Source organism: Marivirga tractuosa (assembly GCF_042140215.1).
GTDB lineage: Bacteria > Bacteroidota > Bacteroidia > Cytophagales > Cyclobacteriaceae > Marivirga > Marivirga tractuosa_A.
On sequence record NZ_CP159478.1, the window covers coordinates 3,034,577 to 3,057,732 of the forward strand.

Here is a 23,156-nt window from a genome sequence, read left to right on the forward strand (position 1 = left end):
TTAATCCAAAGAGTAAATTATCGAATAAGGTTAACAAAGGAAGTTCCTAAGTTATCAGCTACAATTTTCTTGTATTTCACACTTTCTTTAAACTCAGGAGTAAGAAATTCTTCCCAAGCAGATGTCCAGTCGCTTCCTTTGGGGAAAATAAAACCTAGCTGATCTTCTAATTCATTTAACGGAACTGGATGTCTAGTGACATTCATTTTCTTTCTTACAGCATCAAAATATTCAGTAAAATCAATCAATGTAAAATACTTATCATTACCTCTTAGCTTTGTATTGACCTCACTGCCAGAATTAGCATACTCAATTGTTAAATCAGGGAAATACTGATCCGCTATCTTTTTCAAATATTTCTCATGAGTAGAGCCTTTTATAATAACAGCTTTATAGCCCTCAAAATTAGACGCCATGCTAGAAAAGTCACTTAGTTTTCCTGCCTCCTGATTTGACAACAAAACTGACGGATTATTCATATAGGCTGGGCTAAAATCTATATATTTTTTACGGTCACTAGTGATACTGGTATTACATACTCCCATTATATTTTTACTATTTTTCACAGTACTTATGAAATTCGTAAAAACAGGGACTTTCTTTTCAAAATTAAAATTGAGCGTAACATTATGTTTTTCATTAACATAATTCTTGAACTCTTCCATAATATCAATGCAAACTCCTTGCATTTTACCATTTTCCTCATATACCAGCCCAGGGGTTTGATAATATACACAGGTCAATTCACCTTTACCAGATTTTTTTACATCAGCCCAACTGCTACCAGTTAGTTGGCTAAAGCCCATAGAAATATTAATACCAATTAAAAAAGTAAGGCAAAAAGAGTAAAATTTCATAGCAATGTAGTTTACAAAAAACTAATATAATGAAATGTTAATATATTAACAATCTTTAGCTTAAGCATGTCTAACGCCCATCAAATCTAACTCTGGGATATATTGCAGATTTTCATTCTGAATGGCATCTGGAACAAATACGAATTTTTTGTCGAAAATTTGATCTAGAATATAATAGCTCACCCAGTACTCATTGTTGAGTTGAAATAATTATGGTTGTATAGGTTCAATTCTTGCGTAGCTCTGTTCCTCCACCTTTCCGATCATATGCCGCAATATTGAGGTTTCTTTTGCTTTTCCATCTATCGTACCATAGCCTTTGGAAGTGATTAAAACGGTCTCCAACTCAATCAAATTTTTATTAATCAAATAAACATCCCATTGAGCATCTCCATCTTTTTTAGATTGGGTAATCACCAATTCTACACCTGTTACTGGTGAAAAATCAATATCCTTTTTCATTCTTGTCTAATAGTTTCATTTCAAACAATTCTGCAATATGTTGCTTCAACTTATTGCTTACTTCCTGCATATCTTGCTTCTTACCTAGTTCTGCTTCCATAGAAGTAACGGCTTTATCATCTATACCACATGGGATGATATTCTTAAAGTAATTAAGATCAGTATTTACATTGAATGCAAAACCATGCATTGTCACCCATCTACTGGATTTCACTCCTAAAGCACATATCTTTCGTGGATTTTTAGCTCCTTCTTCAAAATCAATCCAAACACCTGTTAATCCTTTTATTCTTCCTGATTCTATTCCATATTCTCTTAAAGTTAAGATCACCGCCTCCTCTAATAATCTTAGATATTTATGTATATCAGTAAAGAAGTTATCTAAATCTAATATTGGATATCCAACAATCTGCCCTGGGCCATGGTAGGTAATATCTCCTCCCCTATTTATTTTATAATAGGTGGCCTTCTTTTCTTTTAAACCAATTTCATCTAACAATAGGTTTTCTTCAGAACCGCTTTTACCTAAGGTATAAACATGAGGATGTTCTAAGAAAATAAGGTAATTAGGAGTAATTTGATGATTATCCTCCTCTATTTTCCTGTTAGAGGTTTTTATTTCGATGGTATTTAAAAATAATTCTTCTTGGTAATCCCAAGCTTCCTTATAATCCATCATGCCCAAAGAAAGGAACTGAGTATCTTTATTAAGCTTAAAATTCACTATTTATTCTGCTAATTTATTTTTTAAATAATTTATAGTTTCAACCGGAAATGGGTCAATTTGGTTTTCCTCTGCCAAATAAAAACTGATCCAATCTATCAAATGTATAAAATAATACAATTGCTGAGTAAAGCTTTTACCCTTAGCTATCAATTCTATAACTTCCGCTTTATCAGCCAAGATTGTTTTGCTAATATCCATTCTTTTTTGATTTCGGCCGTGCTCAAAATTTGATCTTAATAAAATCGCTTTAGATTTTTTGATATGCTCTTCAGGAAAGACCCATCCAACTAATTCATTATGATTTAATTCAGGAAAAACGTGGCTATGAGAAACCTGTTTACTATTTTCTGCTAGCTGTTGCTGAAACCGTAAAGTGGCAGGATAAAACTTTTGATCTGAGTATATAAATGTGAAATACCCTTGAACTTTCTTAGCTATGGATCTTGCTTCAGATTGTATGCCCTCTTGCTCTTCGGTTAATAAATTAATACTTGATTTTAGTTCTGCCTCTATATCAAGATTAGAACAGAAACCTAATTTATAAAGTAACATTAAAACAGCTACTGAAGGATAAGCCAAACCTGCTCTAGGACAAGCCGCTTCTCCTGAGAAATTATATTGTGGGTAATTTTCCTTATCTGATATCTCCTTCAATTTACCTCCAGTTGTAACTGAAAAAATATGTTTAGTTTCTTCCCTAGCTAATTCTAATATGGTTAAAGTTTCTTCCGTATTTCCACTGTAGGAACAGGCAATAAATAAAGTTTTACTATTGACCCACAGCGGAAGGTTATAACCTTGAATCAAAGTAATTGGTAATTTACAGTAATCTTCCACTATACTTTTCACAAGGTGAGCACCAATTCCTGAACCACCCATTCCGCTAATCACTATATGTTGAATTTCACCTTTTGAAATTTCGGAAGCGTTGATTTGTTTTGTTAATTCCAGTGCTTCTTCTAATTGCGCTGGAAAAGTTTTTATTAAATTTATCACAATATATTTTTTAGTTCGTTTTTATTCATTTACAAATATAATATTAGATCGATAGCATAAGCGTGAATACAAAAAAAATAGGCGACAAAGGTGAAGATTTAGCCATAAATATTTTAGAATCTAAAGGCTACGAGATTTTGGAACGAAATTATAGATTCAAAAGAGCGGAAATAGACATTATAGCTTTGCATCATAATTCCTTGATTTTTGTTGAAGTAAAATCTTTACATTCTTTTCAACATGGCTATCCTGAAGAAAGTGTAAACCAAGCAAAGATAGATAAGTTAATGGAAGCTGCCGAAAATTACATTTATGCTATCAACTGGCAGAAAGATATCCGCTTTGATATTCTCAGCATTAAATTAAATGAGCCAGATCAATTTCTCCATATTGAAGATGCATTTTATTAAATAAATGTCAGACGACAAATAATTTTCAAAACAAAAGCACCTAATTCCCTTGTGAGTACTAATAACACTTCCTACGCCCACCCCCTATTTTTTACGCTCAACTATACTAACTTGAAAACCTAATAACCTAAACACTTAGCTAACCTCAACACCTATTCACTTAAACACTTAAATTAAGGCAGCCAAAAATCAAATATTATTTTATTCATACAATCAAAATGCCCTTTTGGACATTTCTGAAAGCCTATTTTAGAACATGGTCTGCAGTTTACTTTTGTGTTTTCTAAAATTGTGAATTTAGTTTTATAAGGATACATACCAAACATCGGAATAGTATTACCCCAAATACAGAAAATATTCTTTTTGAATGCCGCAGCAATATGCATCAAACCAGTATCGTGAGAAAAAACATAAGTTGCATTTTTCACTAATGAAGCCGATTGACTTAAATTGAATTTTCCACAGGCATTGAAGATTCTTGCCTTCTTACCCATCTCCGTTAGCTTTTCTTCGTAAGGAGCAGAATTTTCTGTTTGTTCAAAAAATTGCGCTACCTTCTCCCCCATTTCTACATCATCAGGACCACCAATTAAAATTATAGGCTTATTGATTTTATCACATAACTCGACCATGCGTTTAAAAGGAAGCTTTTTAGTATTATGTTGAGCCCCTATAACGTAAGCTACATATTCCTTTTGATGAGTTTCTGGTAGCCACTCCCTCTCTACCTCATCCTTTTCAGGAATAAAGTAATCAAGCCCAAATTGATCCTTTTTCACACCTAATTCAGAGGCTGCCTCCATATAACGATCTACTATATGCTGATTAGGCAATTTATTGACTTTCATATTCACCATCAGCCACTTCTCCCAATTCAATTTATCAAAAGTTTTGGAAGGCAAATTCAATCTTAATTTGATGATTTTTGTCCTTAAATTATTATGAAGATCAACTATATAATCAAACTTTTCAGCCTTCAGATTGGTCACTAAATCACTCAGATTTTCTTCCAATATATGTACCTTACCAACATAAGGATTACTTTCCAGTATATTAGCAAAAGATTTTTTAGTGGCATAGTGCACTTCAACATCAGAAAGCTGTAATTTAATTGCTCTGATTACTGGAGTTGTCAATACAATATCTCCTATAGAGGAAAATCTTAAAATGAGGACTTTTTTTACTTTTTTCAAATTTTATACTTTAGAAAGTGCTGACTTCTTACGGTCACTAAAATATTGAGATAATTCTTCTAAACTTTTAGCATTGAAAGTTTCACTAGCGGTTAAGCCTGCTTTTCTTCCAACACAGAGTCCATAGTACATATCATGATAGCCATTTGTTTCGTGAGCGTCTGGATTTATTGAAATTTGCACTCCTTTATCGAGTGCATATCGAACATATCTCCAATCTAAATCCAATCGCCAGGGATGAGCATTAATTTCAATTACAACACCATATTCAGCACAAGCATCAATCACAGCTTTATGATTTATAGGATATCCCTTTCTTTGCAATAACAACCTTCCTGTTGGATGTCCTAAAATGGTGGTAAAGGGATTGGCAACGGCATTTAATAATCTGTTTGTAGCCGTTTTTTTATCCATGCTTAATGGAGAATGAATGGATGAAACCACAAAATCAAAGCTTTCCAGCACATCATTGGCATAATCTAATGAGCCATCATTCAAAATATCAGATTCAATTCCTTTAAAGATTTTAAAAGGAGCTAATTTTTCATTCAGTGCATCTATTTCTTCATGTTGCTTTTTAATCCTGAATTCTTGTAAGCCATTAGCATAAGTGGCTGTTTTACTATGATCGCTAATCCCTAAATATTCATAACCAAGGACTTTACAATATTGTGCCATTTGCTCCAACGAATTTTTACCATCGCTATAGGTACTGTGATTATGCAAAATTCCTTTCAAATCGCTCATTTCAACTAAATCTGGAAAAGCATTTTCTTTTGCCCAATCCATTTCCCACATACCTTCCCTTAATTCAGGGACAATAAAAGGAAAGCCAGCTATTTCGTAAATCTCTTCTTCAGAACTAAATTGTTTTTCTTTTAGAATTTTACTGAAAGAATCACCCTTTTCCAATTCAGCATTCAAATGTTTAGGATGGGCAGTCGTCTTAAATAAATCATTTACAAACTGATCCTTAGTAGTGAAAATCAAATTGATTTCAGCTTTCAAAGGCTTATAGATGAATTTCAGGCTCAATGGTCATGAGTTTTTCTTATCGAGATCAAATTCATCATTTTTGGCTATGTATTGGATGATTTTTGCTTTATTATCAGCTGCAACTAAAATTTCCAAAGGTTTAATAACCTCCATTTTTCTTCTCACATCAGAGGTAACGGAAACTTCTTGTATTCCATCCAAGGCTTTTAGCTCTTCAATGATTTTTTCAGCTAATTTTTCGGCCTCTCTATAATGTATATATCCTCTCCAGCTTAATTTAAACTCAACAGCTTCTTGAAGCTTAATCTGAGTTTTCGCACCAAACCCTTTTAAAGCTGCTATTTTATTTTCTTTGCATGCAATTAATAAATCTTCGAGATTATCAATTTCAAGTTTCTCCCAGATGAGCTTTATTTTCTTCGGACCAAACCCGCTTAACTGCATCATCTCTAATATTCCATCTGGAGTTTTAGCACTTAAATCATCAAAAAGCTCAAAAGAGCCTTGCTCATTAATTTGATAAATAGACTGAGCCAGACTTTTCCCAACACCTTCAATACTTTGAAGATCTTCTACGGACATCACCGATAGACTTTTATTATGTCGCTCCAAACTATTAACTGCAGACTGATAACTTTTTACCTTAAAATCATTCTCGCCATGCAGCTCCATGAGCTTAGCTGTATTCTTTAAAATTTTAATGATTTGTTTATTTTCCAAAGCTTCTTGATTTTTTGTAAAATTAAAGGATATATTGAGAAGGATAATGGATAGAATATCTATTTTTTTGTGTTTAACAAAACATAAGTAGTTATGTTATAATTGATCGTATATTAAAATTGACTTTTTCTATGAAAATTAAATTTCTACTAAACCTTATCTTATTTTTTATAAGCTTTTCTATTTATGGTCAAATATCACAGCCATTAAGATATGAAATTGAGATTGATAATTTTAATGACGATTACTATATCGTTTCAGCAAAAGAAGATGGCTTGTTTTTATTTAAGGAGTTAGAAGAAAAAACAGATAATAATGAATATATCTGGGAAATAATCAGGCTAGATACAAGTCTACAGGAAATAAACAGACAAGAAGTCATAATTGATGATAAATTCTCATTTAAAGGTTATAGTTATGATAATGGGAAATTCGTTATGCTTTTTCAGGAAGGGTATGAATATGCTAAAGATATGCTATTTCTAACATTTTCGCTCAATGGAGATGCTTTTCAATCTTATGTTTATGAAAATCTTGTACCAATAAAATTGACGGAATTTGAAGTTAAGAATGATGCAGTCGTTTTTGGTGGTAATGTTAATATGAGAACAGTTGTTATGATGTATAACTTCACTGCGAAAAAAGGGGTTGTATTGCCTGGATTTTACAATGACAGAAGCACTTTATTACAAATTGTCACTAAAACAGATGATGAATGGGTGCGAATCATCACTTCAGATAGATTAGCAAGTAAAAGATATGGAATTACGATAAGGGCTTTTAATACAATGGGAGAACGTATTTTCACTGAATCATTAGAAGCAAAAGAAGATTTAAGCCTTACAGATGGAAGAGTGGTTAATAGTAGTGAAGGTGGAAATTTATTAGCAGGTACTTATTCAATCAAAAGAAGAACTGAAACCTCCAGAGGGATTTATATTGCAGATTTCGAAAGGGAAAACCAAGAAAAAATTCGTTATTACAATTACGCCAATTTGGAAAATTTCTTCAATTACATGAAGGAGAGGCGTAAAAACAGGATCATGAAACGAATTGCCAGAAAAAAAATTAAAGGAAAAAAACTTAAATTTAGTTATCGGTTATTTGTTCAAGACATAGTAAAACAGGACGATCAAAATATTTTAATTGGAGAAGCTTATTTCCCTACCTATTCCAATAGATCTTCGGGTTATGGGTATTCCGCTTATACTTATGATCCATTTTTAAGTAATCGCTCATCTCAGGTTTTTGATGGTTATAAATATACGCATGCAGTAATTATCGCCTTTGATAATGATGGTAAATTACTATGGGATAATAGCTTTGAAGTCAATGACTTAAAGAGTTTTCAATTAGAAGAACATATTCATCTCGCATTTCTGGAAAATGAAATTGTTATGCTTTATTTATATAATCAAGAGCTTAAAATTAAAGTTATTAAAGGAAGTGAAATAGTGGAAGGCAAATTTACTGAAAGCTTGAAGCTAATGTACGAGAGCGATGAAATGAAAAGTAATAGTGAGGAATTAGAAGGCTTAGAGCAGTGGTATGGTAATAATTTTTATGCTTATGGCGTAAATAAAGTAAAAAACATGAAAGACGAAAATATTAAATTGAACAGAAAAGTATTTTTTATCAATAAAATCGTGGTCGAATAAATCTTCAGTTTACTATCTTTGCCCCTGCGCCATGGAAAAACGTCTGATTTTAGATACCGACCTCTTGCAAATCACCATTAATAGGTTAGTGGAAGAACTGATTGAAAACCATAAGGATTTTCAAGACACGGTTTTAATAGGGCTTCAACCAAGGGGAGTATTCTTAGCTCAAAGAATACAAAAAAGATTGAATGAAAGATTGAATAAAGAACTACCCCTAGGTTTGCTTGATACTACTTTCTACCGCGATGACTTCAGAAGAAGAGACACTCCATTGAAAGCAAATGCAACCAAAATTCCATTTATTATTGAGGACAAAAAAGTTATTTTAATTGATGATGTGCTTTTTACTGGAAGAACCGTAAGGGCTGCTTTAGATGCTATGATTGCTTTTGGTCGACCTAGATTGGTAGAACTCCTTACCTTTATAGACAGAAAATACACAAGGGATTTACCAATTCAACCTGATTATGTAGGAAGAAGAGTAAATACTATTAAAACTCAAAGGGTTTTGGTAGAATGGACAGACCAAGGTGCCGAGAATGATAAAATCTGGTTAGTGACAAACGAAGAAAAATGACAAATTTAAGTGTAAATCATTTATTGGGTATCAAAGACTTGACAGCAGATGATATTCAATTGATTTTTCAAACTGCCGACCATTTTAAAGAAGTTATTAATAGACCCATTAAAAAAGTCCCCTCCCTTAGAGATATTACTATCGCCAATATATTTTTCGAAAATTCTACCAGAACCAAATTATCATTTGAATTAGCTGAAAAAAGGTTATCTGCGGATGTAGTGAATTTTTCATCTTCCAATAGCTCTGTTAAAAAAGGGGAAACTCTACTTGATACGGTCAATAATATTCTGTCCATGAAAGTAGATATGGTAGTTATGCGACATTCTAGCCCTGGTGCTGCCCATTTTTTATCAAGACATATTGAGGCTAATATTGTAAATGCGGGTGATGGCACACATGAACACCCTACCCAAGCTTTATTAGATACATATTCCATTAGGGAACAAATTCAAGAGCTTAAAGGAAAGAAAGTAGCAATCATTGGGGACATCTTACACTCAAGAGTCGCATTATCCAATATTTACGCGCTGAAAAAACTAGGTGCAGAAGTGATGGTTTGCGGCCCAGCTACGCTTTTACCAAAATATATTGCTGATCTTGGAGTAGAAATCAGTTGGGATGTTAAAGAAGCTCTAGAATGGTGCGATGTGGCTAACATATTAAGAATCCAGCTGGAAAGGCAACAATTGAAATACTTCCCCTCATTGAGAGAATATTCACTTTATTATGGAGTAAATAAAAAATTACTAGATAGTATAGGAAAAGAAATCATTGTGATGCATCCAGGCCCCATAAATAGAGGTGTGGAAATCAGCAGTGATGTAGCGGACTCAAAGCAATCTATTATTCTAAATCAAGTTGAAAATGGTGTTGCTATTAGAATGGCTGTACTTTACTTATTAGCACAAAAAAGGCAGAATTAAGATTCTGCCTCTAATATAAATTCTGTTAATTCTTGATTAGCATTAGGCCCAAAACCATCTGCTATTGTTCCTTTTTTTCCAGATGAAGTGGTGATTTGATATAATATTGATAAATCATCAGGATTTGATTTTCCCTCAAACCTGTATTCTTTTACTTCTGAGATATCATTTTTCTCAAATGAGTTATCTTCCGTTTTGAGTTTCCCATCTTCAAAGAAAAAATCCTCAGTATATCCTTCTTTTTTTAAATTTTCAATTTTCTCAGCTAATGTGTTCATTGAATCCATAAACTTCTTTTTTGTTTATTGGATTTAACGGAATGAAAGGAAGATTGTTAAACAAAAATTAATCTTCAATAGCCTCAAAATAATTAATTAAAGGAAATTCGCCCTTTACATTCATAGTGTCAATTGCATAACCTAATTCACCATCATTAGTCATGAAAGTGATTAAAGCAGCACCATTTTCCTCATAAAGGTATTCTGCCTCAACAGACACTTGCTCTGCAACATAGTGTTTTTCAATTTGTTGATCCTCTTCTTCTCTCCTTAAAATTAACTCACCATTTTCAAATTGAAAATTATTCTTATATCCATAATCGGATAACTCATTAATTTTAAATGCGATTTGTGCGTTAAGGTTTTGCATAGCTTTAAATTTTAAATACAATACAAATAACGCCACTCTACATATGACAGTTCTCCTTAAAAGATTATGAATATTACATACGTCACATTTCAATGATGATTATAAATAACTAACTTTGCAAAAAGCAAAATAACAAAAAATGTACTACAACTCTATTATAGAGACCATTGGTAATACTCCATTGGTGAAATTAAACAAAGTCAACAAAGGAATACCAGGCACTATACTGGTAAAAGTTGAATATTTCAATCCTGGCAATTCCATGAAAGATCGGATGGCGATCAAGATGGTAGAGGATGCTGAAAAAGAAGGTAAACTTAAACCTGGAGGAACCATCATTGAAGGAACATCCGGAAATACTGGGATGGGACTAGCTTTAGCTGCCATTTCTAAAGGTTATAAGTGTGTATTCACCTTGGCCGACAAACAATCAAAAGAGAAAATGGACATCCTTCGTGCTATGGGTGCGGAAGTAATTGTTTGTCCTACCAATGTTAGCCCAGATGATCCTCGCTCTTATTATTCTGTAGCTAAAAAGATCCACGAAGAAACTCCTAATTCTATTTATCCTAATCAGTATGATAATATGTCAAACAGCAAGGCGCATTATGAAACTACGGGGCCTGAGATTTGGGAACAAACAGAAGGAAAAATAACGCATTGGGCTGCAGGCGTTGGAACAGGCGGTTCTATGTGCGGTACTTCAAGATTTTTGAAAGAACAAAATCCTGAAATAAGGAGCGTAGGAATTGATTCATATGGTTCTGTTTTCAAAAAATATAAAGAAACAGGTGTTTTTGATGAAAAAGAAATCTACCCTTATTTAACCGAAGGAATTGGTGAAGACATTTTACCAAAAAATGTGGATTTCGCTATGATTGATCATTTTGTTAAGGTAACGGATAAAGATGGTGCCATCATGACCAGAAGATTAGCCAGAGAAGAAGGTTTATTCTGCGGATGGTCTTGTGGTTCTGCTGTTCATGGTGCACTTGAATATGCAGAAGAACATTTGAAAGAAGATGATGTGATGGTAATTATCCTTCCTGATCATGGTACTCGTTACCTAGGCAAAATTTACAACGATGATTGGATGAAAGATCACGGCTTCATTGAAAATAATGATTATGCAACTGCTAAAAATATCGTTAAGAAAAGAAGTAGCAATTATAAATTAATCAGTATCGATAGCGATCAGAAGATTGGTGAGGTAGTAAAATTATTAGATGAGTTATCTATTTCACAATTGCCAGTAACCAAATCAGGCGAATTTGTAGGAAGTATTTCAGATACACAATTATTAAACAAATTGGTAGAGAATCCTGAACTAAAGGCTAAGCCTATTTCAGAGATAATGGACAAACCATTCAAATTTATTGCTTTAAACACTACTGTTGATACTATTTCTTCCATGATGAATCATGGTGATAAGGCATTAATGGTCTTAGATGAAAAAAATGATGCACACATTATCACCAAACAAGATTTATTAATGGCGTTTGCTGATTAGAATCACACCCACGCTAAAGCAAAAAGGCTGTGAAATCTGGTTTCACAGCCTTTTTTTATTTGTGCGCACGAGAAGATTCGAACTTCCACACCAGTTAAGGCACCACCCCCTCAAGGTGGCGTGTCTACCAATTTCACCACGTGCGCATTACCAGATAGCAAATATACATGCTAAAACTAAAAAACCTATCCATTTTCCAATAGATAGGTTTAGTAATTTGTGACCCGCTTGGAGTTCTACCCAAGACTCTCCCGACTTTAAAAGTCGGGATGCTCTACCAGCTGAACTAGCAAGTCATATTTTTTAAATTAAAAAACTCTGATTCGCTTTATCAGAGCATTAAAAGAAGTGACCCGCTTGGGGTTCGAACCCAAGACCCCATCCTTAAAAGGGATGTGCTCTACCAGCTGAGCTAGCGAGTCATAAAATTGTATTAAGCAAATGCTTTGAGCTTGAGTTCGGAACCCAAGACCCTCCCGATTCGCTTAATCGGGATACTCTATCATCCCGATCAGTCGGAATATAGAGTCAAAATTTTAAAGAAAAAAAATGCTCTAATTCAATTAATCGGAGCTTTCAAAATAGTTTGTATAATAAAATTGTTTTCACAATTTTAAAAAAGTGACCCGCTTGGGGTTCGAACCCAAGACCCCATCCTTAAAAGGGATGTGCTCTACCAGCTGAGCTAGCGAGTCATTTAAATTGTATTAAGAATTCTTTTCAGTTTGGGTTCAGAACCCAAGACCCTCCCGATTCGCTCAATCGGGATACTCTACTAGCTGAGCTAGCGAGTCAATTAATCTAAAATTTCTCTCCAGTTAATCCGTTTGATTAACAAACTCAATTTTCATGAGTAAAGAGTGTTTTTATTGCTTTTAAGGAGTCGTTTTCCTTAATTGCGTTGCAAAGGTAAGTACTAATTAATAAAATGCAAATGCTAAAGTTCAAATTTCTGATTTCTTCTCTTATTCTTATGCTTGTGATCTCCACTAGTGGTTTTACGCAGTCCCTTGAAAAGGAATTAGTTAAGGCTGATTCTCTGTACGAAAAGAAGCAATACATAAGTGCAATAAAAATTTATGAGAAAATTTATAAAGCAGGAAATTCAAGCCCAGCTATGCTTTTAAAGTTAGCAAGAATTGAAGAAGGCATGGAGAATCCTGGTCAATCAATGTATTATTTAGAAAAATACTATCAATTCACTAAAGATGAAAAAGTCATCGATTATTTAAAAGAAACTGCAGAGACAAAAGAAGCTATTGGTTTTGATTATGGATTAGCTTATCAAGCTGATTTATTTTATAAAGAGTGGAAAATATACTTCCAATTATTCTTTTCAGTTATCATCTTTTTAGGGCTTGGCTTGATGATTAAGAATAGAAATGCAATTTATAAAAAAAGAAATTATTTTGCACTTGCTTTTATACCTCTACTAATTGTAGCCTTCCTGAATAACTATAATGGAAAATCAGAAGCCATAATTACAAACACTCCTAGTTACCTATTGGAAGGGCCTTCATCAGGAGCCAACCTTGTAGAAAAAGTAAACTCACCGGCAAAAATCCAAGTCAAAGATCAAATCGATGTTTGGAGTAAAGTTATTATTGAGGAGAAGGAAGCATATATTAAAACTTCTCAGATTAGGAAGCTTTGATTTTTGCTAGCAAATACCCTGAAAACTGTTAGGTTTATTCCTGACAATTTAGAACCATTTGACCACACAAAACGGTCAGACGGGGTTAGAGCATAGTTTAAAGAGTAATTTCTATACGGGAAACTTACCATTCTTAAAAGTTATTTCAGAACCCGTCAGACTGTGTGAACGCAAACCATTTGCCCTGTGTCTGACGGTTCTAACCGTCTGACGCATACACGAAACCCGTTAGCTTAGTGTCTGACATTAGCATTTAAGAAAACTAATACTCGATATTAGACAAATGTCCGACATTTTCAATGTCTGACATAAGCAGCAATCATAAATTCAATGCACTAGCTTTTCCCTTCGAAAATATTAGCCTAATTTTGCAGGCTATGGGAAGAAAACCACATCCAATAATAGAGGAATTAGAGATTGAAAAAATAGCTTCAGAAGGTAAGGCTTTGGGCTATTATAAAGATAAAGTAGTATTTGTTGCAGGCACTGCTCCAGGCGATATTATTGACGTTAGAGTTCATAAGAAAAAGAAAAGCTTTCTTGAAGGAAGCGCTATTAAATTCCATAAAAAATCTGATTTAAGAATAGAGGCTTTCTGTAGCCATTATGGTGTTTGTGGAGGGTGTAAATGGCAACATTTAAGCTATGATGATCAATTAGGTTTTAAAACCGAGCAAGTGAAGGATTCCCTAGAGCGCATTGCTAAAGTTGAATTACCTGAAATCAACCCTATTCTAGGCTCTGAAAACACTAGGTTCTATCGAAATAAAATGGAATATACTTTCTCCAATAATAGGTGGTTAACTACCGAAGAAATTGAATCTGGAAAAGAGTTTGAATCAGATGCTTTAGGTTTCCATATCCCAAAGAGATTTGATAAAATCGTACAAATCGAGAAATGTTATTTACAAGCAGATCCGTCAAATGCAATTCGTAATTCAGTTGATCGATTTGCGAAGGATAATAATATCACCTATTTCAATTTGATTAAACAAGTTGGCTTTCTTAGGAATTTAATCATTCGTACTTCAACTACAGGTCAGACCATGGTCATTTTGCAAGTTGCAGAAGACAATGAAGAGTGGTTGAGCATGATGTTGAATCATATAAAAGAACACTTTCCTGAATTAACTTCTCTGCTTTACATTCTAAATCAAAAAGGAAATGAAACTTTCCATGATTTAGATGTGAATGTTTTTTATGGAAAAGACCATATCATTGAAGAAATGGAAGGTTTGCAGTTTAAGATAGGTCCAAAATCTTTCTATCAAACCAATTCAGATCAAGCATATGAGTTATATAAAGTAGCCAGAGACTTTGCCAATTTGAAAGGAGATGAAACGGTTTACGATCTTTATACCGGAACTGGAACTATAGCTAATTTCATTGCAAAAAGTGCTAAAAAAGTAATTGGCGTTGAATATGTGCCAGAAGCCATTGAAGACGCCAAAGTAAATTCTCAGCTGAATAAGATAGAGAATACAGACTTCTTTGCTGGCGATATGAAAGATGTATTCAATGATGAGTTTTTAGCTCAACATGGCAAAGCAGATGTGATAATCACCGATCCGCCCAGAGCAGGTATGCATCCAGATGTTATTAAAACATTGCTAAATATAGCTGCTAACAAAATAGTTTATGTAAGTTGTAATCCAGCTACTCAAGCTCGGGATTTAGCTTTACTTGACGAAAAATATAAAGTCACTAAAGTTCAACCTGTTGATATGTTTCCACAAACACATCATGTTGAAAATGTTGTTTTATTAGAATTGAAGTAATCATTCATCCTTAGGACGGTAGATTTCAAACTCTACCCTCCTATTCAACCTTCTGTCATCATCTGTCTCTTCATCATTGACAACGGGTTTACTATTACCAAAACCTTCTGCTGTAACCCTATCCTCTTCAATTGGGTGCAACAAAATAATGTATTCTCGGATGGCATCAGCTCTTTCTTGAGATAAAGATTTATTCCTCATTTCATCCCCTGAAGAATCGGTATGCCCAGTGATTCTCAGTTTAAATTCAGGGTAGTCTAGCAAAAAGTCTACAACTTTATCCAGATCACTGTACATATCAGGCCTTAGTTTAGCAGAATTTTTTTCAAACTCAATGGACTTAAATCTAATCTTACTTGATATAGGATCAATATTTCTGTTCATCACAGTATCGCCAGATAGAAAAAACATTTCCTCTATTCTGAAAAGTTTATCAGATTGAACAACCATTACATAATTAGCATTATTTAAAAGATTAAATTCAAAGCTACCGTCCTCTCTAGTGAATTTTGGGGCTATTTCTATTCCATTTTCAATATCCACTATAGATACAATACCCCTGAATGGTTCACCTTTCACGGTGTCCGTTACCACACCTGAAACTTTCGTATCTGCTCCTGGCATTGCTTCCATAGGTAAGGGAAATGAAAATAAATCTAAATTATGACTTCGCATGGAAGAAGAGCCTGCGTAAAATAAATCCTGTGATTCAGAATCAATTGTAAAATAGTACTCATCCCCTTCAGTATTTATCAAAGGTCCTATATTTTGGGGTTCATCCCATAAAAATGATTTTGCGTTTGATTTATAAATATCGAATCCACCAAAATTCAATAAGTGTCCATTGGAACTAAAATATAAAATCTTATAACGAGGATGAATAAATGGGCTTACCTCATTGCCTCTTGTGTTTACTACTGGTCCAAGATTTCTAGCTCTTGTCCAATTACCGTTTTCATCTCTTACAGAAAAATAAATATCTGACAATCCAAACCCACCAATTCTGTCAGATGCAAAAAAAAGCGTATCTCCTGTCACGGATAGTGTAGGATGAGAATCCCAAGCTTTAGAGTTTAGATTTGCACCTAAATTAACTGCTTTACTCCATGTGCTATCTTCTTCAAGATGGGTCTCATATAAGTCACAATTTCCAAATCCATCTGGTGCACCACATCTGGCAAAGATAATCTCATTCCCTTCCGCATTTAATGTAGCCGATCCTTCATTATACCGACTGTTGATATCTCTTAACTGAACTGCATCCTGCCACATACCATCCTCTTGTTTAGCGATATATAAATCTTCATTCGAATTATTTGACAAAATACTACCGCTCAAACTTCGTTTAGATGTGAAAATCATGGTTTTATTATCCAGTGTGAGAGCGGGTGCATAGTCGGCCATATTAGAATTAATTTGCTTTCCCATACTCAGGAGAACACCACGAGGTGGAACTAGAGTATCAATAGATTGTCTGAAGTCTACTAACTCATAATAATAATCTATAGGGACATAATCATCTGTTTGCTCCAATTGAACAGAGTCCATGAAAATCTCCATTTGCCTTAAATCAATTTTACTTTGATGATGTTTTAAAGCAAGCCTATAAAGACTTTTGGATTTTTCGAAATCGCCATAAAGCTCCTCCATTTTTGCTAACTGCCAAATTAAACGAGTATCTTTATAGAAATTTTCAGTGGCAAATTTCTTTACATAATCCTCCAATAAATCTTTAAATCGTTCCCAATTTTTCCCTTCCTGAGCTTTATTAATTTTATTTAATGCATTTTCATCTTTGTAAAAATTAATCTGATTAACATTAGGAAAGTAAAAAGGAAACAATTCTTCTGTTTCTTTTTTAGATAAATCAACTTGAGGATTATATTGCCCCAACAGATTTAATGAAAAGCTGAAAAACGATAGTAAAATGAAATATTTAAAAGCTTGCTTCAAGACAATTTGATAGTTTTACGGTAAATATGTCAGTATATTAAACTTTAATATCCGAAAAATGTCGGAATTACATTTAAATTAAATCTAAAATTAGTCAATATTTTATTGGCATAACAATTGAATTAGGCAAGCACCCAATTAAATGGGATAAAAAAGAGATTTCCAATGCCAAATTGGCTGAAATATTAAAAATATATATGGATTCAATATTTAAGCATCAACAAGTTTTTTCAGATATAAATGATGATGAGACAGGTGAGTTAATACAGCTCATATCTACTGATGAGGAAAACAGTATGCGTGAGGAAGAATTACCTGATCAACTTCCAATCTTACCAATTAGAAATACTGTACTGTTTCCCGGAGTAGTAATTCCTATTACTGTAGGGCGTCAAAAATCAATTAAGCTTGTAAAAAAAGCATATAAAGGTGATAGAATAATAGGTGTAGTAGCACAATCTAATGGAAAGGTTGAAGATCCGGGTAAAGATGATATTTATAGTATTGGTACTGTAGCCCGAATTCTGAAAATGATTGTATTGCCTGATGGTAATACGACCATCATCATTCAGGGGAAGCAAAAATTTGAAGTAAAAGAGATTGTTCAGGAAGATCCATTCTTAGTTTCTACTTACCAGGAATTAGATGATGAAGAGCTTGACCCTAAGTTAAAATCAAATAAGGCAGTTATTCAGTCTTTAAAAGATGCCGCCAGCAAAATCTTAAAACTTAATCCTGAAATTCCGCAGGAAGCTCAGGTAGCATTAGATAATATAGAAAATCCTAATTTTCTAACTCATTTCCTATCTTCAAACATCAATTCTGAAGTAGCCGAAAAACAAAAGCTATTGGAAAAAACCAATGCCAAAGAACGCGCTACTTTGCTTTTGGAATTCATGTTGAAAGACATTCAGATGTTGGAACTTAAAAATGAAATTCATAAAAAGGTTCATACTGACATTGACCAACAGCAAAGAGACTATTTCCTAAGGCAGCAAATCAGAGTTTTGCAAGATGAATTAGGGCAAGATAGCCCTGACCAAGAACTAGACAATTTTAGACTAAGAGCTCAAGAAAAAAATTGGTCAGAAACAGTTCAGAAACATTTTGACAAAGAAATTGATAAACTTTCTCGCATAAACCCTCAAGCAGCAGAATATCCTGTTGCCATGAATTATGTAGAGTTATTATTAGAATTACCTTGGGGAGACCTGACTAAGGATAATTTTGACTTAAAAAGAGCTAAGAAGATATTAGATCGTGACCATTATGGTTTAGAAAAAGTAAAGGAAAGAATTATAGAATATCTTGCTGTTTTAAAACTTAAGCAGGATATGAAAGCTCCTATTTTGTGTCTTTACGGACCTCCGGGTGTGGGTAAAACCTCATTAGGAAAATCCATTTCCGATGCTTTAGGTAGAAAATATGTAAGAATGTCCTTAGGTGGGGTTCATGATGAAGCAGAGATTCGTGGACATAGAAAAACTTATGTAGGCGCCATGCCAGGAAAAATCGTTCAAAACATGAAAAAAGCAGGAAAGTCTAATCCTGTTTATATTTTGGATGAGATCGATAAAGTTAATTCCGATTTCCGAGGTGATCCTTCATCTGCTTTATTAGAGGTATTGGATCCAGAGCAAAACGAGACTTTCCAAGACAATTATTTAGAGGTTGAATACGATTTATCAAACGTTTTATTCATCGCAACCGCAAACTCTTTAGATACTATTCATCCTGCTTTAAGGGACAGAATGGAGATAATTGAGGTTACTGGATATACCTTGGAAGAAAAAGTGGAAATTGCTAAAAAGCACTTGATTCCAAAGCAGAAAAAAGAGCATGGTTTAAAAGCCAAAGATGTTACCTTTAGTAGAAAAGCTATTGCTAAGATCATCGAGGATTATACTCGTGAGTCAGGTGTGAGAGGTTTGGAAAGAACGATCGGAAAAGTCGTGAGAAACATTGCCAAATCCATTGCGATGGAAGAAGAATTCAACAGCAAAATTGAAACAGAAGATGTAATAAGAATTTTAGGAGCTGAAGCTTTTGAAAAAGAAATTTATCAGGACAATGAAACCGCTGGTTTAGTTACTGGATTAGCCTGGACTTCGGTCGGTGGTGAAATTTTATTCATAGAATCAAGCTTAAGCAGAGGTAAAGGGAAATTGACTCTTTCTGGTCAGCTGGGAGATGTTATGAAAGAATCCGCTATGACGGCTCTCTCCTATTTGCGATCTCATGCAGACGAATTAGGAATTCATCATAAAATATTTGATCATTATGATTTACATATCCACGTTCCAGCGGGAGCTGTGCCGAAAGACGGGCCTTCGGCTGGTATTGCGATGATCACTTCATTGGCATCAATTTTCACACAGCGAAAAGTGAAATCAAGATTAGCTATGACGGGTGAAATTACTTTGAGAGGAAAAGTATTGCCAATAGGTGGGTTGAAAGAGAAAATTCTAGCTGCACGAAGAGCAGGAATTAAAGATGTGATTTTATGTCAGCGAAATAAGAAAGATATAGATGAAATTGATTCACGCTACATCAAAGGCTTAGATATTCATTTTGTTGACCAAGTAAGTGAAGTATTAGAAATTGCTTTATTGAAAGAGAAAATCAAAAATCCGATTGATTTTGTGATTCCTGAAGATGACAATAAAAAAACAGTTCCAGCTTATCTCTCATGATATGGCAAAAGGTCATAGCAAGCCTTTTCTTTATCTGTTTGACTATTACAACAGCATATAGTCAAATAGGCGGATTGCGTGCCTTTTCCTTTCTGGAAACACCAAATCATGCTAGAGTCGCTGGATTGGGAACGGTAAATGTGAGTTCAAATGCAGGAGATGTCAATATGAGTTGGCAAAATCCTGCATTGCTTAATTCGGATATGGCAGGACAAATTTCCTTTAGTGTAAATCCTTACTTAGCTGATATCTACAATAGCCAAATCACTTATGCTGAAGATTTTGAAAATCTAGGAATTTTCAGTTTTGGCATAAGTTATTTTCATTACGGACAGTTTGAAGGATTTGACAATACAGGAGGAAGTACTGAAAATTTCAATGCTTCCGATTACGCTATACAAGTTAGTCATTCCAGGGAAGATGGAGTTTTCAGATATGGGGCAAGTTTGAAATTTGTTGCCAATCAAATCAGCGGTTTTAATCAATCGGCTTTATTAACTGATTTAGGAGGTTCTTTTGTACATCCTGAGGAGGAATTAAGTTTGGGTTTAGTGATCAAAAATTTAGGCTTTTTCACCTCAAAATATGCAGCAGAAGAAAGGAATTTACCTTTTGATGTACAATTAGGCGGAACTTATAAACCCGAGTTTATGCCTTTCCGTTTCTCCTTAACATTGAATCGGCTCTATCAATATGATTTAAGCTATTTTGATGAAAGTTTACTTAGTGATGACGATAATGTGGTTTTTACAGATGTGAACAATAATCCACCATCTACTTTTGATAAAATTTTTCAGCATGTAACTATCGGAACTGAAGTGATTTTAGGAAAAAATGTAAATCTACGAGCTGGTTATAATTACCTTATCCGTCAATCATTAAGGGCTGAACAAGTAGGCGGTGCAGGCGGTTTTACATTTGGAGTATATTTTCAAACCAAAAAATTTAATATGGCCTATTCAAGTGCCATTTACCAAGCGGGTGGTTTTGCCCATTTTATAACGCTAGGAAGTAATTTAAAAGAATTTGTAAAGAAGAAATCATGAACAATAATTTATTTTTGACACCAAAAGAGATCGTTGCAGAACTCGATAAATATATCATAGGACAGAATGACGCCAAGCGTAATGTTGCTATTGCCTTGCGAAACCGATGGAGAAGAATGAATACTCCTATCGAAATCCAAGGTGAGATTGTTCCCAATAATATTTTAATGATTGGGCCAACTGGTGTAGGTAAAACAGAAATTGCCCGAAGATTGGCTAAAATCGCTGATGCCCCATTTACGAAAGTGGAAGCTTCCAAATTTACTGAAGTGGGTTATGTAGGACGAGATGTAGAAAGCATGGTACGTGACTTGGTTGAGCAATCTGTAAACCTAGTAAAAGCTTCCAAAAAAGAGGAGGTGAAAGAAAAAGCATCTCAAGCTGTAGAAGATATTATTTTGGATGCTTTAATTCCACCTATGAAATCAACTAATCAGCGGCCTGTTAGCACAACAGCTGACAATCAAGTGCCTGAAAATGATTATGAATTGAACCAAAAGACCCGTGAGCGTTTCAGAGAGAAATTACGAAACGGGGAATTGGAAGATCGTAAGATTGACATCAATGTTAAAACGCCTGCCAACAATGGCATGGGCATGGTAGGTGGAGGAATGATGGATGAAACTTCCATGATAAACCTGCAAGACATGCTCAGTAACATGATGCCAAAAAAGAATAAGAAGCGTAAAGTCACGATTGAAGAAGCTAGAAAAATCTTAATAGATGAAGAGGTTTCCAAGCTTATTGACATGGATGAAGTGAAGGAAGAAGCCATCAAAAAGGCAGAAAACACTGGTATGATCTTCATAGATGAGATTGATAAAATAGCAAAAGGCAGTGGTAATTCAAGTGGTGGAGATGTAAGCCGTGAGGGTGTACAAAGAGATTTACTACCGATAGTAGAAGGAAGTGCTGTTAACACCAAATATGGAATTATACATACTGATCATATTTTATTTGTGGCAGCTGGTGCTTTCCATGTAAGCAAACCATCTGATTTAATTCCTGAATTGCAAGGTCGTTTCCCAATCAGAGTGGAATTGGATAGCTTGACAAAAGCAGATTTCTTAAGAATCTTGAAAGAGCCGAAAAATGCGCTTACAAAGCAGTATACTGCTTTACTTAAAGCAGAAGAAGTAGACTTACAATTTGATGATGATGCGCTTGAAGAGTTAGCTGAAATAGCTTTCCAAGTAAATTCAGAAGTTGAAAATATAGGAGCTAGAAGATTGCAAACTGTGATGAGTAAATTGCTGAATGAATTATTATTCGATATTCCTGATAAAATTGGAGCCAACGCCAAAGTGGTGATTACTAAACAAATGGTAGGCGAAAAATTAGATGGATTAGTAAAGGATAAAGATTTGAGTCAGTATATACTTTAAGCCTTGTTTAAATCTTAATTTAAGCCCGAAATTCTCCTTGGAATTTCGGGCTTTTGTTTTTGTATCAAGTACTGAAAACCTAAAACCATCTCATTCGATTATATAGAAAACATTCAAATTTAGATCATGAAAAAATCATTATTCATCATTACAGGAGCAAGCAAGGGTATAGGAAAAGGATTAGCAGAAAAAGCCTTGTCTACAGGTGCTGATGTTTGGGGAATTAATAGAACTCACTCCATTGAGCATCAAAATTACAAAGCCTTAACTTATGATTTAGCTGACATACCCAATCTCCTGAAAAAATTACCTCAATTTTTCTCCGAGGCTACAGACTACGAGAGAATTGTCCTGATTAATAACGCAGGGACTTTGGGCGATATTGGTCACTTAGGAAACATTGAAAATGATAGCATTCCACATTTATTTGATTTGAATGTTAGTGCCCCTATCCTATTGATGAATCAGTTTATGAATGATTTTAAAGATCTCAAAGGAGAAAAAATCATCATTAATATAAGTTCAGGAGCAGGCAAAAATGCAGTGGATGGATGGTCAGGATATTGCGCTTCAAAAGCTGCTTTGGATATGGCATCAAAAGTAGCGGCCAAAGAGGCTGAAATGGATGGAAATGGATTTATCATAAAAGCAATCGCTCCTGGAGTGGTAGATACTGAAATGCAAACCCAAATCCGCAGCACTAATAAAAAATCATTTAGTGGGGTAGATAAATTTAAAAATTTAAAGGCTGAGAATCAGCTAAGCTGTGAAAAGGAAGTTGCCGAAAAGTATTTTCACTTTCTTGACAATTTGGAAAAATATCCTGATTTAATTTTGGATGTGAGGGATGTTTAATGTTTCACATCCCAAAAATTTATTAAAACAACAGATCTAATTATAGTAATAATAATGAAAATGATAAAATCCTTTTAGTTTTCGTTTTCAATCTTCCACTATTTCATCC

20 protein-coding genes, 3 tRNA genes and 1 pseudogene are annotated in these 23,156 nt (G+C 34.2%); 11 read left to right on the top strand and 13 right to left on the bottom strand.

Annotated elements, in window-relative coordinates; genetic code table 11:
* Nucleotides 1-17: 17 nt before the first annotated feature.
* From ABWH96_RS13790 to ABWH96_RS13805, 4 genes and pseudogenes are all read right to left on the bottom strand, one after another.
* On the bottom strand, nt 18-857 hold the full coding sequence (locus ABWH96_RS13790) for a substrate-binding periplasmic protein (protein WP_375578106.1): 840 nt from the start codon (nt 855-857) through the stop codon (nt 18-20).
* Nucleotides 858-917: 60 nt separating this feature from the next.
* Nucleotides 918-1,319, bottom strand: a pseudogene (locus tag ABWH96_RS13795) (hypothetical protein).
* On the bottom strand, nt 1,303-2,043 hold the full coding sequence (lipB, locus tag ABWH96_RS13800) for a lipoyl(octanoyl) transferase LipB (protein ID WP_375578107.1): 741 nt from the start codon (nt 2,041-2,043) through the stop codon (nt 1,303-1,305). Before lipB ends, ABWH96_RS13795 begins: the two are co-directional and overlap by 17 nt.
* Nucleotides 2,044-2,046: 3 nt before the next feature.
* Nucleotides 2,047-3,042 carry a bifunctional phosphoglucose/phosphomannose isomerase gene (locus ABWH96_RS13805; RefSeq protein WP_375578108.1) on the bottom strand — a complete coding sequence of 332 codons (996 nt, stop codon included), beginning with the start codon at nt 3,040-3,042 and terminating at the stop codon, nt 2,047-2,049.
* A gap of 62 nt (nt 3,043-3,104) precedes the next feature.
* On the opposite strand from ABWH96_RS13805, the gene ABWH96_RS13810 reads away from it, so the two are divergent.
* A complete protein-coding gene (locus ABWH96_RS13810) occupies nt 3,105-3,452 on the top strand; it encodes a YraN family protein (RefSeq protein WP_375578109.1) in 348 nt (115 codons plus the stop codon).
* A gap of 173 nt (nt 3,453-3,625) precedes the next feature.
* Here ABWH96_RS13810 and ABWH96_RS13815 read toward each other — a convergent pair whose 3' ends face one another.
* The 3 genes from ABWH96_RS13815 to ABWH96_RS13825 are packed head-to-tail and all read right to left on the bottom strand — an operon-like array spanning nt 3,626 to nt 6,361.
* Nucleotides 3,626-4,645: a glycosyltransferase family 9 protein gene (locus tag ABWH96_RS13815; protein WP_375578110.1), complete on the bottom strand. Its 1,020-nt coding sequence runs from the start codon at nt 4,643-4,645 to the stop codon at nt 3,626-3,628.
* A gap of 3 nt (nt 4,646-4,648) precedes the next feature.
* A complete protein-coding gene (locus tag ABWH96_RS13820) occupies nt 4,649-5,680 on the bottom strand; it encodes a PHP domain-containing protein (protein WP_375578111.1) in 1,032 nt (343 codons plus the stop codon).
* A 3-nt stretch (nt 5,681-5,683) separates the two neighbouring features.
* A complete protein-coding gene (locus ABWH96_RS13825) occupies nt 5,684-6,361 on the bottom strand; it encodes a helix-hairpin-helix domain-containing protein (RefSeq protein WP_375578112.1) in 678 nt (225 codons plus the stop codon).
* A gap of 131 nt (nt 6,362-6,492) precedes the next feature.
* Between ABWH96_RS13825 and ABWH96_RS13830 the strand changes: the two genes are divergently transcribed.
* The 3 genes from ABWH96_RS13830 to ABWH96_RS13840 are packed head-to-tail and all read left to right on the top strand — an operon-like array spanning nt 6,493 to nt 9,525.
* Nucleotides 6,493-8,019, top strand: coding sequence for a hypothetical protein (locus tag ABWH96_RS13830; protein ID WP_375578113.1), 1,527 nt, complete (start codon nt 6,493-6,495; stop codon nt 8,017-8,019).
* A 31-nt stretch (nt 8,020-8,050) separates the two neighbouring features.
* The gene (pyrR, locus tag ABWH96_RS13835; RefSeq protein ID WP_375578114.1) at nt 8,051-8,599 is read left to right on the top strand and encodes a bifunctional pyr operon transcriptional regulator/uracil phosphoribosyltransferase PyrR; all 549 of its coding nucleotides are present in this window, start codon (nt 8,051-8,053) and stop codon (nt 8,597-8,599) included.
* The gene (locus ABWH96_RS13840; RefSeq protein WP_375578115.1) at nt 8,596-9,525 is read left to right on the top strand and encodes an aspartate carbamoyltransferase catalytic subunit; all 930 of its coding nucleotides are present in this window, start codon (nt 8,596-8,598) and stop codon (nt 9,523-9,525) included. The genes pyrR and ABWH96_RS13840 overlap by 4 nt, the downstream gene beginning before the upstream one ends.
* On the opposite strand, the gene ABWH96_RS13845 is transcribed toward ABWH96_RS13840, so the two are convergent.
* Nucleotides 9,522-9,812 (bottom strand): phosphoribosylpyrophosphate synthetase, encoded by a 291-nt coding sequence (locus ABWH96_RS13845; protein ID WP_375578116.1) that lies wholly within the window; start codon nt 9,810-9,812, stop codon nt 9,522-9,524. The genes ABWH96_RS13840 and ABWH96_RS13845 overlap by 4 nt on opposite strands.
* Nucleotides 9,813-9,870: 58 nt before the next feature.
* Nucleotides 9,871-10,173 (bottom strand): hypothetical protein, encoded by a 303-nt coding sequence (locus tag ABWH96_RS13850; protein WP_375578117.1) that lies wholly within the window; start codon nt 10,171-10,173, stop codon nt 9,871-9,873.
* Between the two features lie 139 nt (nt 10,174-10,312).
* Here ABWH96_RS13850 and ABWH96_RS13855 point away from each other — a divergent pair, with 139 nt between their 5' ends.
* Nucleotides 10,313-11,683, top strand: a complete 1,371-nt coding sequence (locus tag ABWH96_RS13855; RefSeq protein WP_375578118.1) for a cystathionine beta-synthase — start codon at nt 10,313-10,315, stop codon at nt 11,681-11,683.
* 62 nt (nt 11,684-11,745) lie between these two features.
* Here ABWH96_RS13855 and ABWH96_RS13860 read toward each other — a convergent pair.
* The 3 genes from ABWH96_RS13860 to ABWH96_RS13870 all read right to left on the bottom strand — a co-directional run bounded on the left by ABWH96_RS13860 (nt 11,746) and on the right by ABWH96_RS13870 (nt 12,378).
* Nucleotides 11,746-11,829 (bottom strand) — tRNA-Leu (locus tag ABWH96_RS13860).
* A 203-nt stretch (nt 11,830-12,032) separates the two neighbouring features.
* A tRNA-Lys gene (locus ABWH96_RS13865) sits at nt 12,033-12,105 on the bottom strand.
* 200 nt (nt 12,106-12,305) lie between these two features.
* Nucleotides 12,306-12,378: transfer RNA gene (locus ABWH96_RS13870), tRNA-Lys, on the bottom strand.
* Nucleotides 12,379-12,617: 239 nt separating this feature from the next.
* On the opposite strand from ABWH96_RS13870, the gene ABWH96_RS13875 reads away from it, so the two are divergent.
* Both ABWH96_RS13875 and rlmD read left to right on the top strand, forming a co-directional pair.
* Entirely contained in the window at nt 12,618-13,337 is a 720-nt protein-coding gene (locus ABWH96_RS13875; RefSeq protein WP_375578119.1) for a tol-pal system YbgF family protein, read from the top strand.
* Nucleotides 13,338-13,714: 377 nt separating this feature from the next.
* On the top strand, nt 13,715-15,115 hold the full coding sequence (gene rlmD, locus ABWH96_RS13880; protein WP_375581487.1) for a 23S rRNA (uracil(1939)-C(5))-methyltransferase RlmD: 1,401 nt from the start codon (nt 13,715-13,717) through the stop codon (nt 15,113-15,115).
* Here rlmD and ABWH96_RS13885 read toward each other — a convergent pair whose 3' ends face one another.
* Nucleotides 15,116-17,068: an OmpA family protein gene (locus tag ABWH96_RS13885; RefSeq protein WP_375578120.1), complete on the bottom strand. Its 1,953-nt coding sequence runs from the start codon at nt 17,066-17,068 to the stop codon at nt 15,116-15,118.
* A 197-nt stretch (nt 17,069-17,265) separates the two neighbouring features.
* On the opposite strand from ABWH96_RS13885, the gene lon reads away from it, so the two are divergent.
* From lon to ABWH96_RS13905, 4 genes are all read left to right on the top strand, one after another.
* Nucleotides 17,266-19,761: an endopeptidase La gene (gene lon / locus ABWH96_RS13890; RefSeq protein WP_375578121.1), complete on the top strand. Its 2,496-nt coding sequence runs from the start codon at nt 17,266-17,268 to the stop codon at nt 19,759-19,761.
* Complete coding sequence (gene porQ / locus ABWH96_RS13895) at nt 19,758-20,807, top strand: type IX secretion system protein PorQ (RefSeq protein WP_375578122.1); 1,050 nt, start codon at nt 19,758-19,760, stop codon at nt 20,805-20,807. The genes lon and porQ overlap by 4 nt, the downstream gene beginning before the upstream one ends.
* On the top strand, nt 20,804-22,192 hold the full coding sequence (gene hslU / locus ABWH96_RS13900) for an ATP-dependent protease ATPase subunit HslU (protein ID WP_375578123.1): 1,389 nt from the start codon (nt 20,804-20,806) through the stop codon (nt 22,190-22,192). The genes porQ and hslU overlap by 4 nt, the downstream gene beginning before the upstream one ends.
* A 126-nt stretch (nt 22,193-22,318) precedes the next feature.
* Nucleotides 22,319-23,047: an SDR family NAD(P)-dependent oxidoreductase gene (locus ABWH96_RS13905; protein ID WP_375578124.1), complete on the top strand. Its 729-nt coding sequence runs from the start codon at nt 22,319-22,321 to the stop codon at nt 23,045-23,047.
* Nucleotides 23,048-23,156: the final 109 nt, after the last annotated feature.

Coding starts and splice junctions, on each gene's coding strand:
- ABWH96_RS13790 (WP_375578106.1), bottom strand. CDS start 857: ATGAAATTTTACTCTTTTTGCCTTACTTTTTTAATTGGTATTAATATT.
- ABWH96_RS13830 (WP_375578113.1), top strand. CDS start 6,493: ATGAAAATTAAATTTCTACTAAACCTTATCTTATTTTTTATAAGCTTT.
- pyrR (WP_375578114.1), top strand. CDS start 8,051: ATGGAAAAACGTCTGATTTTAGATACCGACCTCTTGCAAATCACCATT.
- ABWH96_RS13840 (WP_375578115.1), top strand. CDS start 8,596: ATGACAAATTTAAGTGTAAATCATTTATTGGGTATCAAAGACTTGACA.
- ABWH96_RS13845 (WP_375578116.1), bottom strand. CDS start 9,812: ATGGATTCAATGAACACATTAGCTGAGAAAATTGAAAATTTAAAAAAA.
- ABWH96_RS13850 (WP_375578117.1), bottom strand. CDS start 10,173: ATGCAAAACCTTAACGCACAAATCGCATTTAAAATTAATGAGTTATCC.
- ABWH96_RS13855 (WP_375578118.1), top strand. CDS start 10,313: ATGTACTACAACTCTATTATAGAGACCATTGGTAATACTCCATTGGTG.
- ABWH96_RS13875 (WP_375578119.1), top strand. CDS start 12,618: ATGCTAAAGTTCAAATTTCTGATTTCTTCTCTTATTCTTATGCTTGTG.
- rlmD (WP_375581487.1), top strand. CDS start 13,715: ATGGGAAGAAAACCACATCCAATAATAGAGGAATTAGAGATTGAAAAA.
- lon (WP_375578121.1), top strand. CDS start 17,266: ATGGATTCAATATTTAAGCATCAACAAGTTTTTTCAGATATAAATGAT.
- porQ (WP_375578122.1), top strand. CDS start 19,758: ATGATATGGCAAAAGGTCATAGCAAGCCTTTTCTTTATCTGTTTGACT.
- hslU (WP_375578123.1), top strand. CDS start 20,804: ATGAACAATAATTTATTTTTGACACCAAAAGAGATCGTTGCAGAACTC.
- ABWH96_RS13905 (WP_375578124.1), top strand. CDS start 22,319: ATGAAAAAATCATTATTCATCATTACAGGAGCAAGCAAGGGTATAGGA.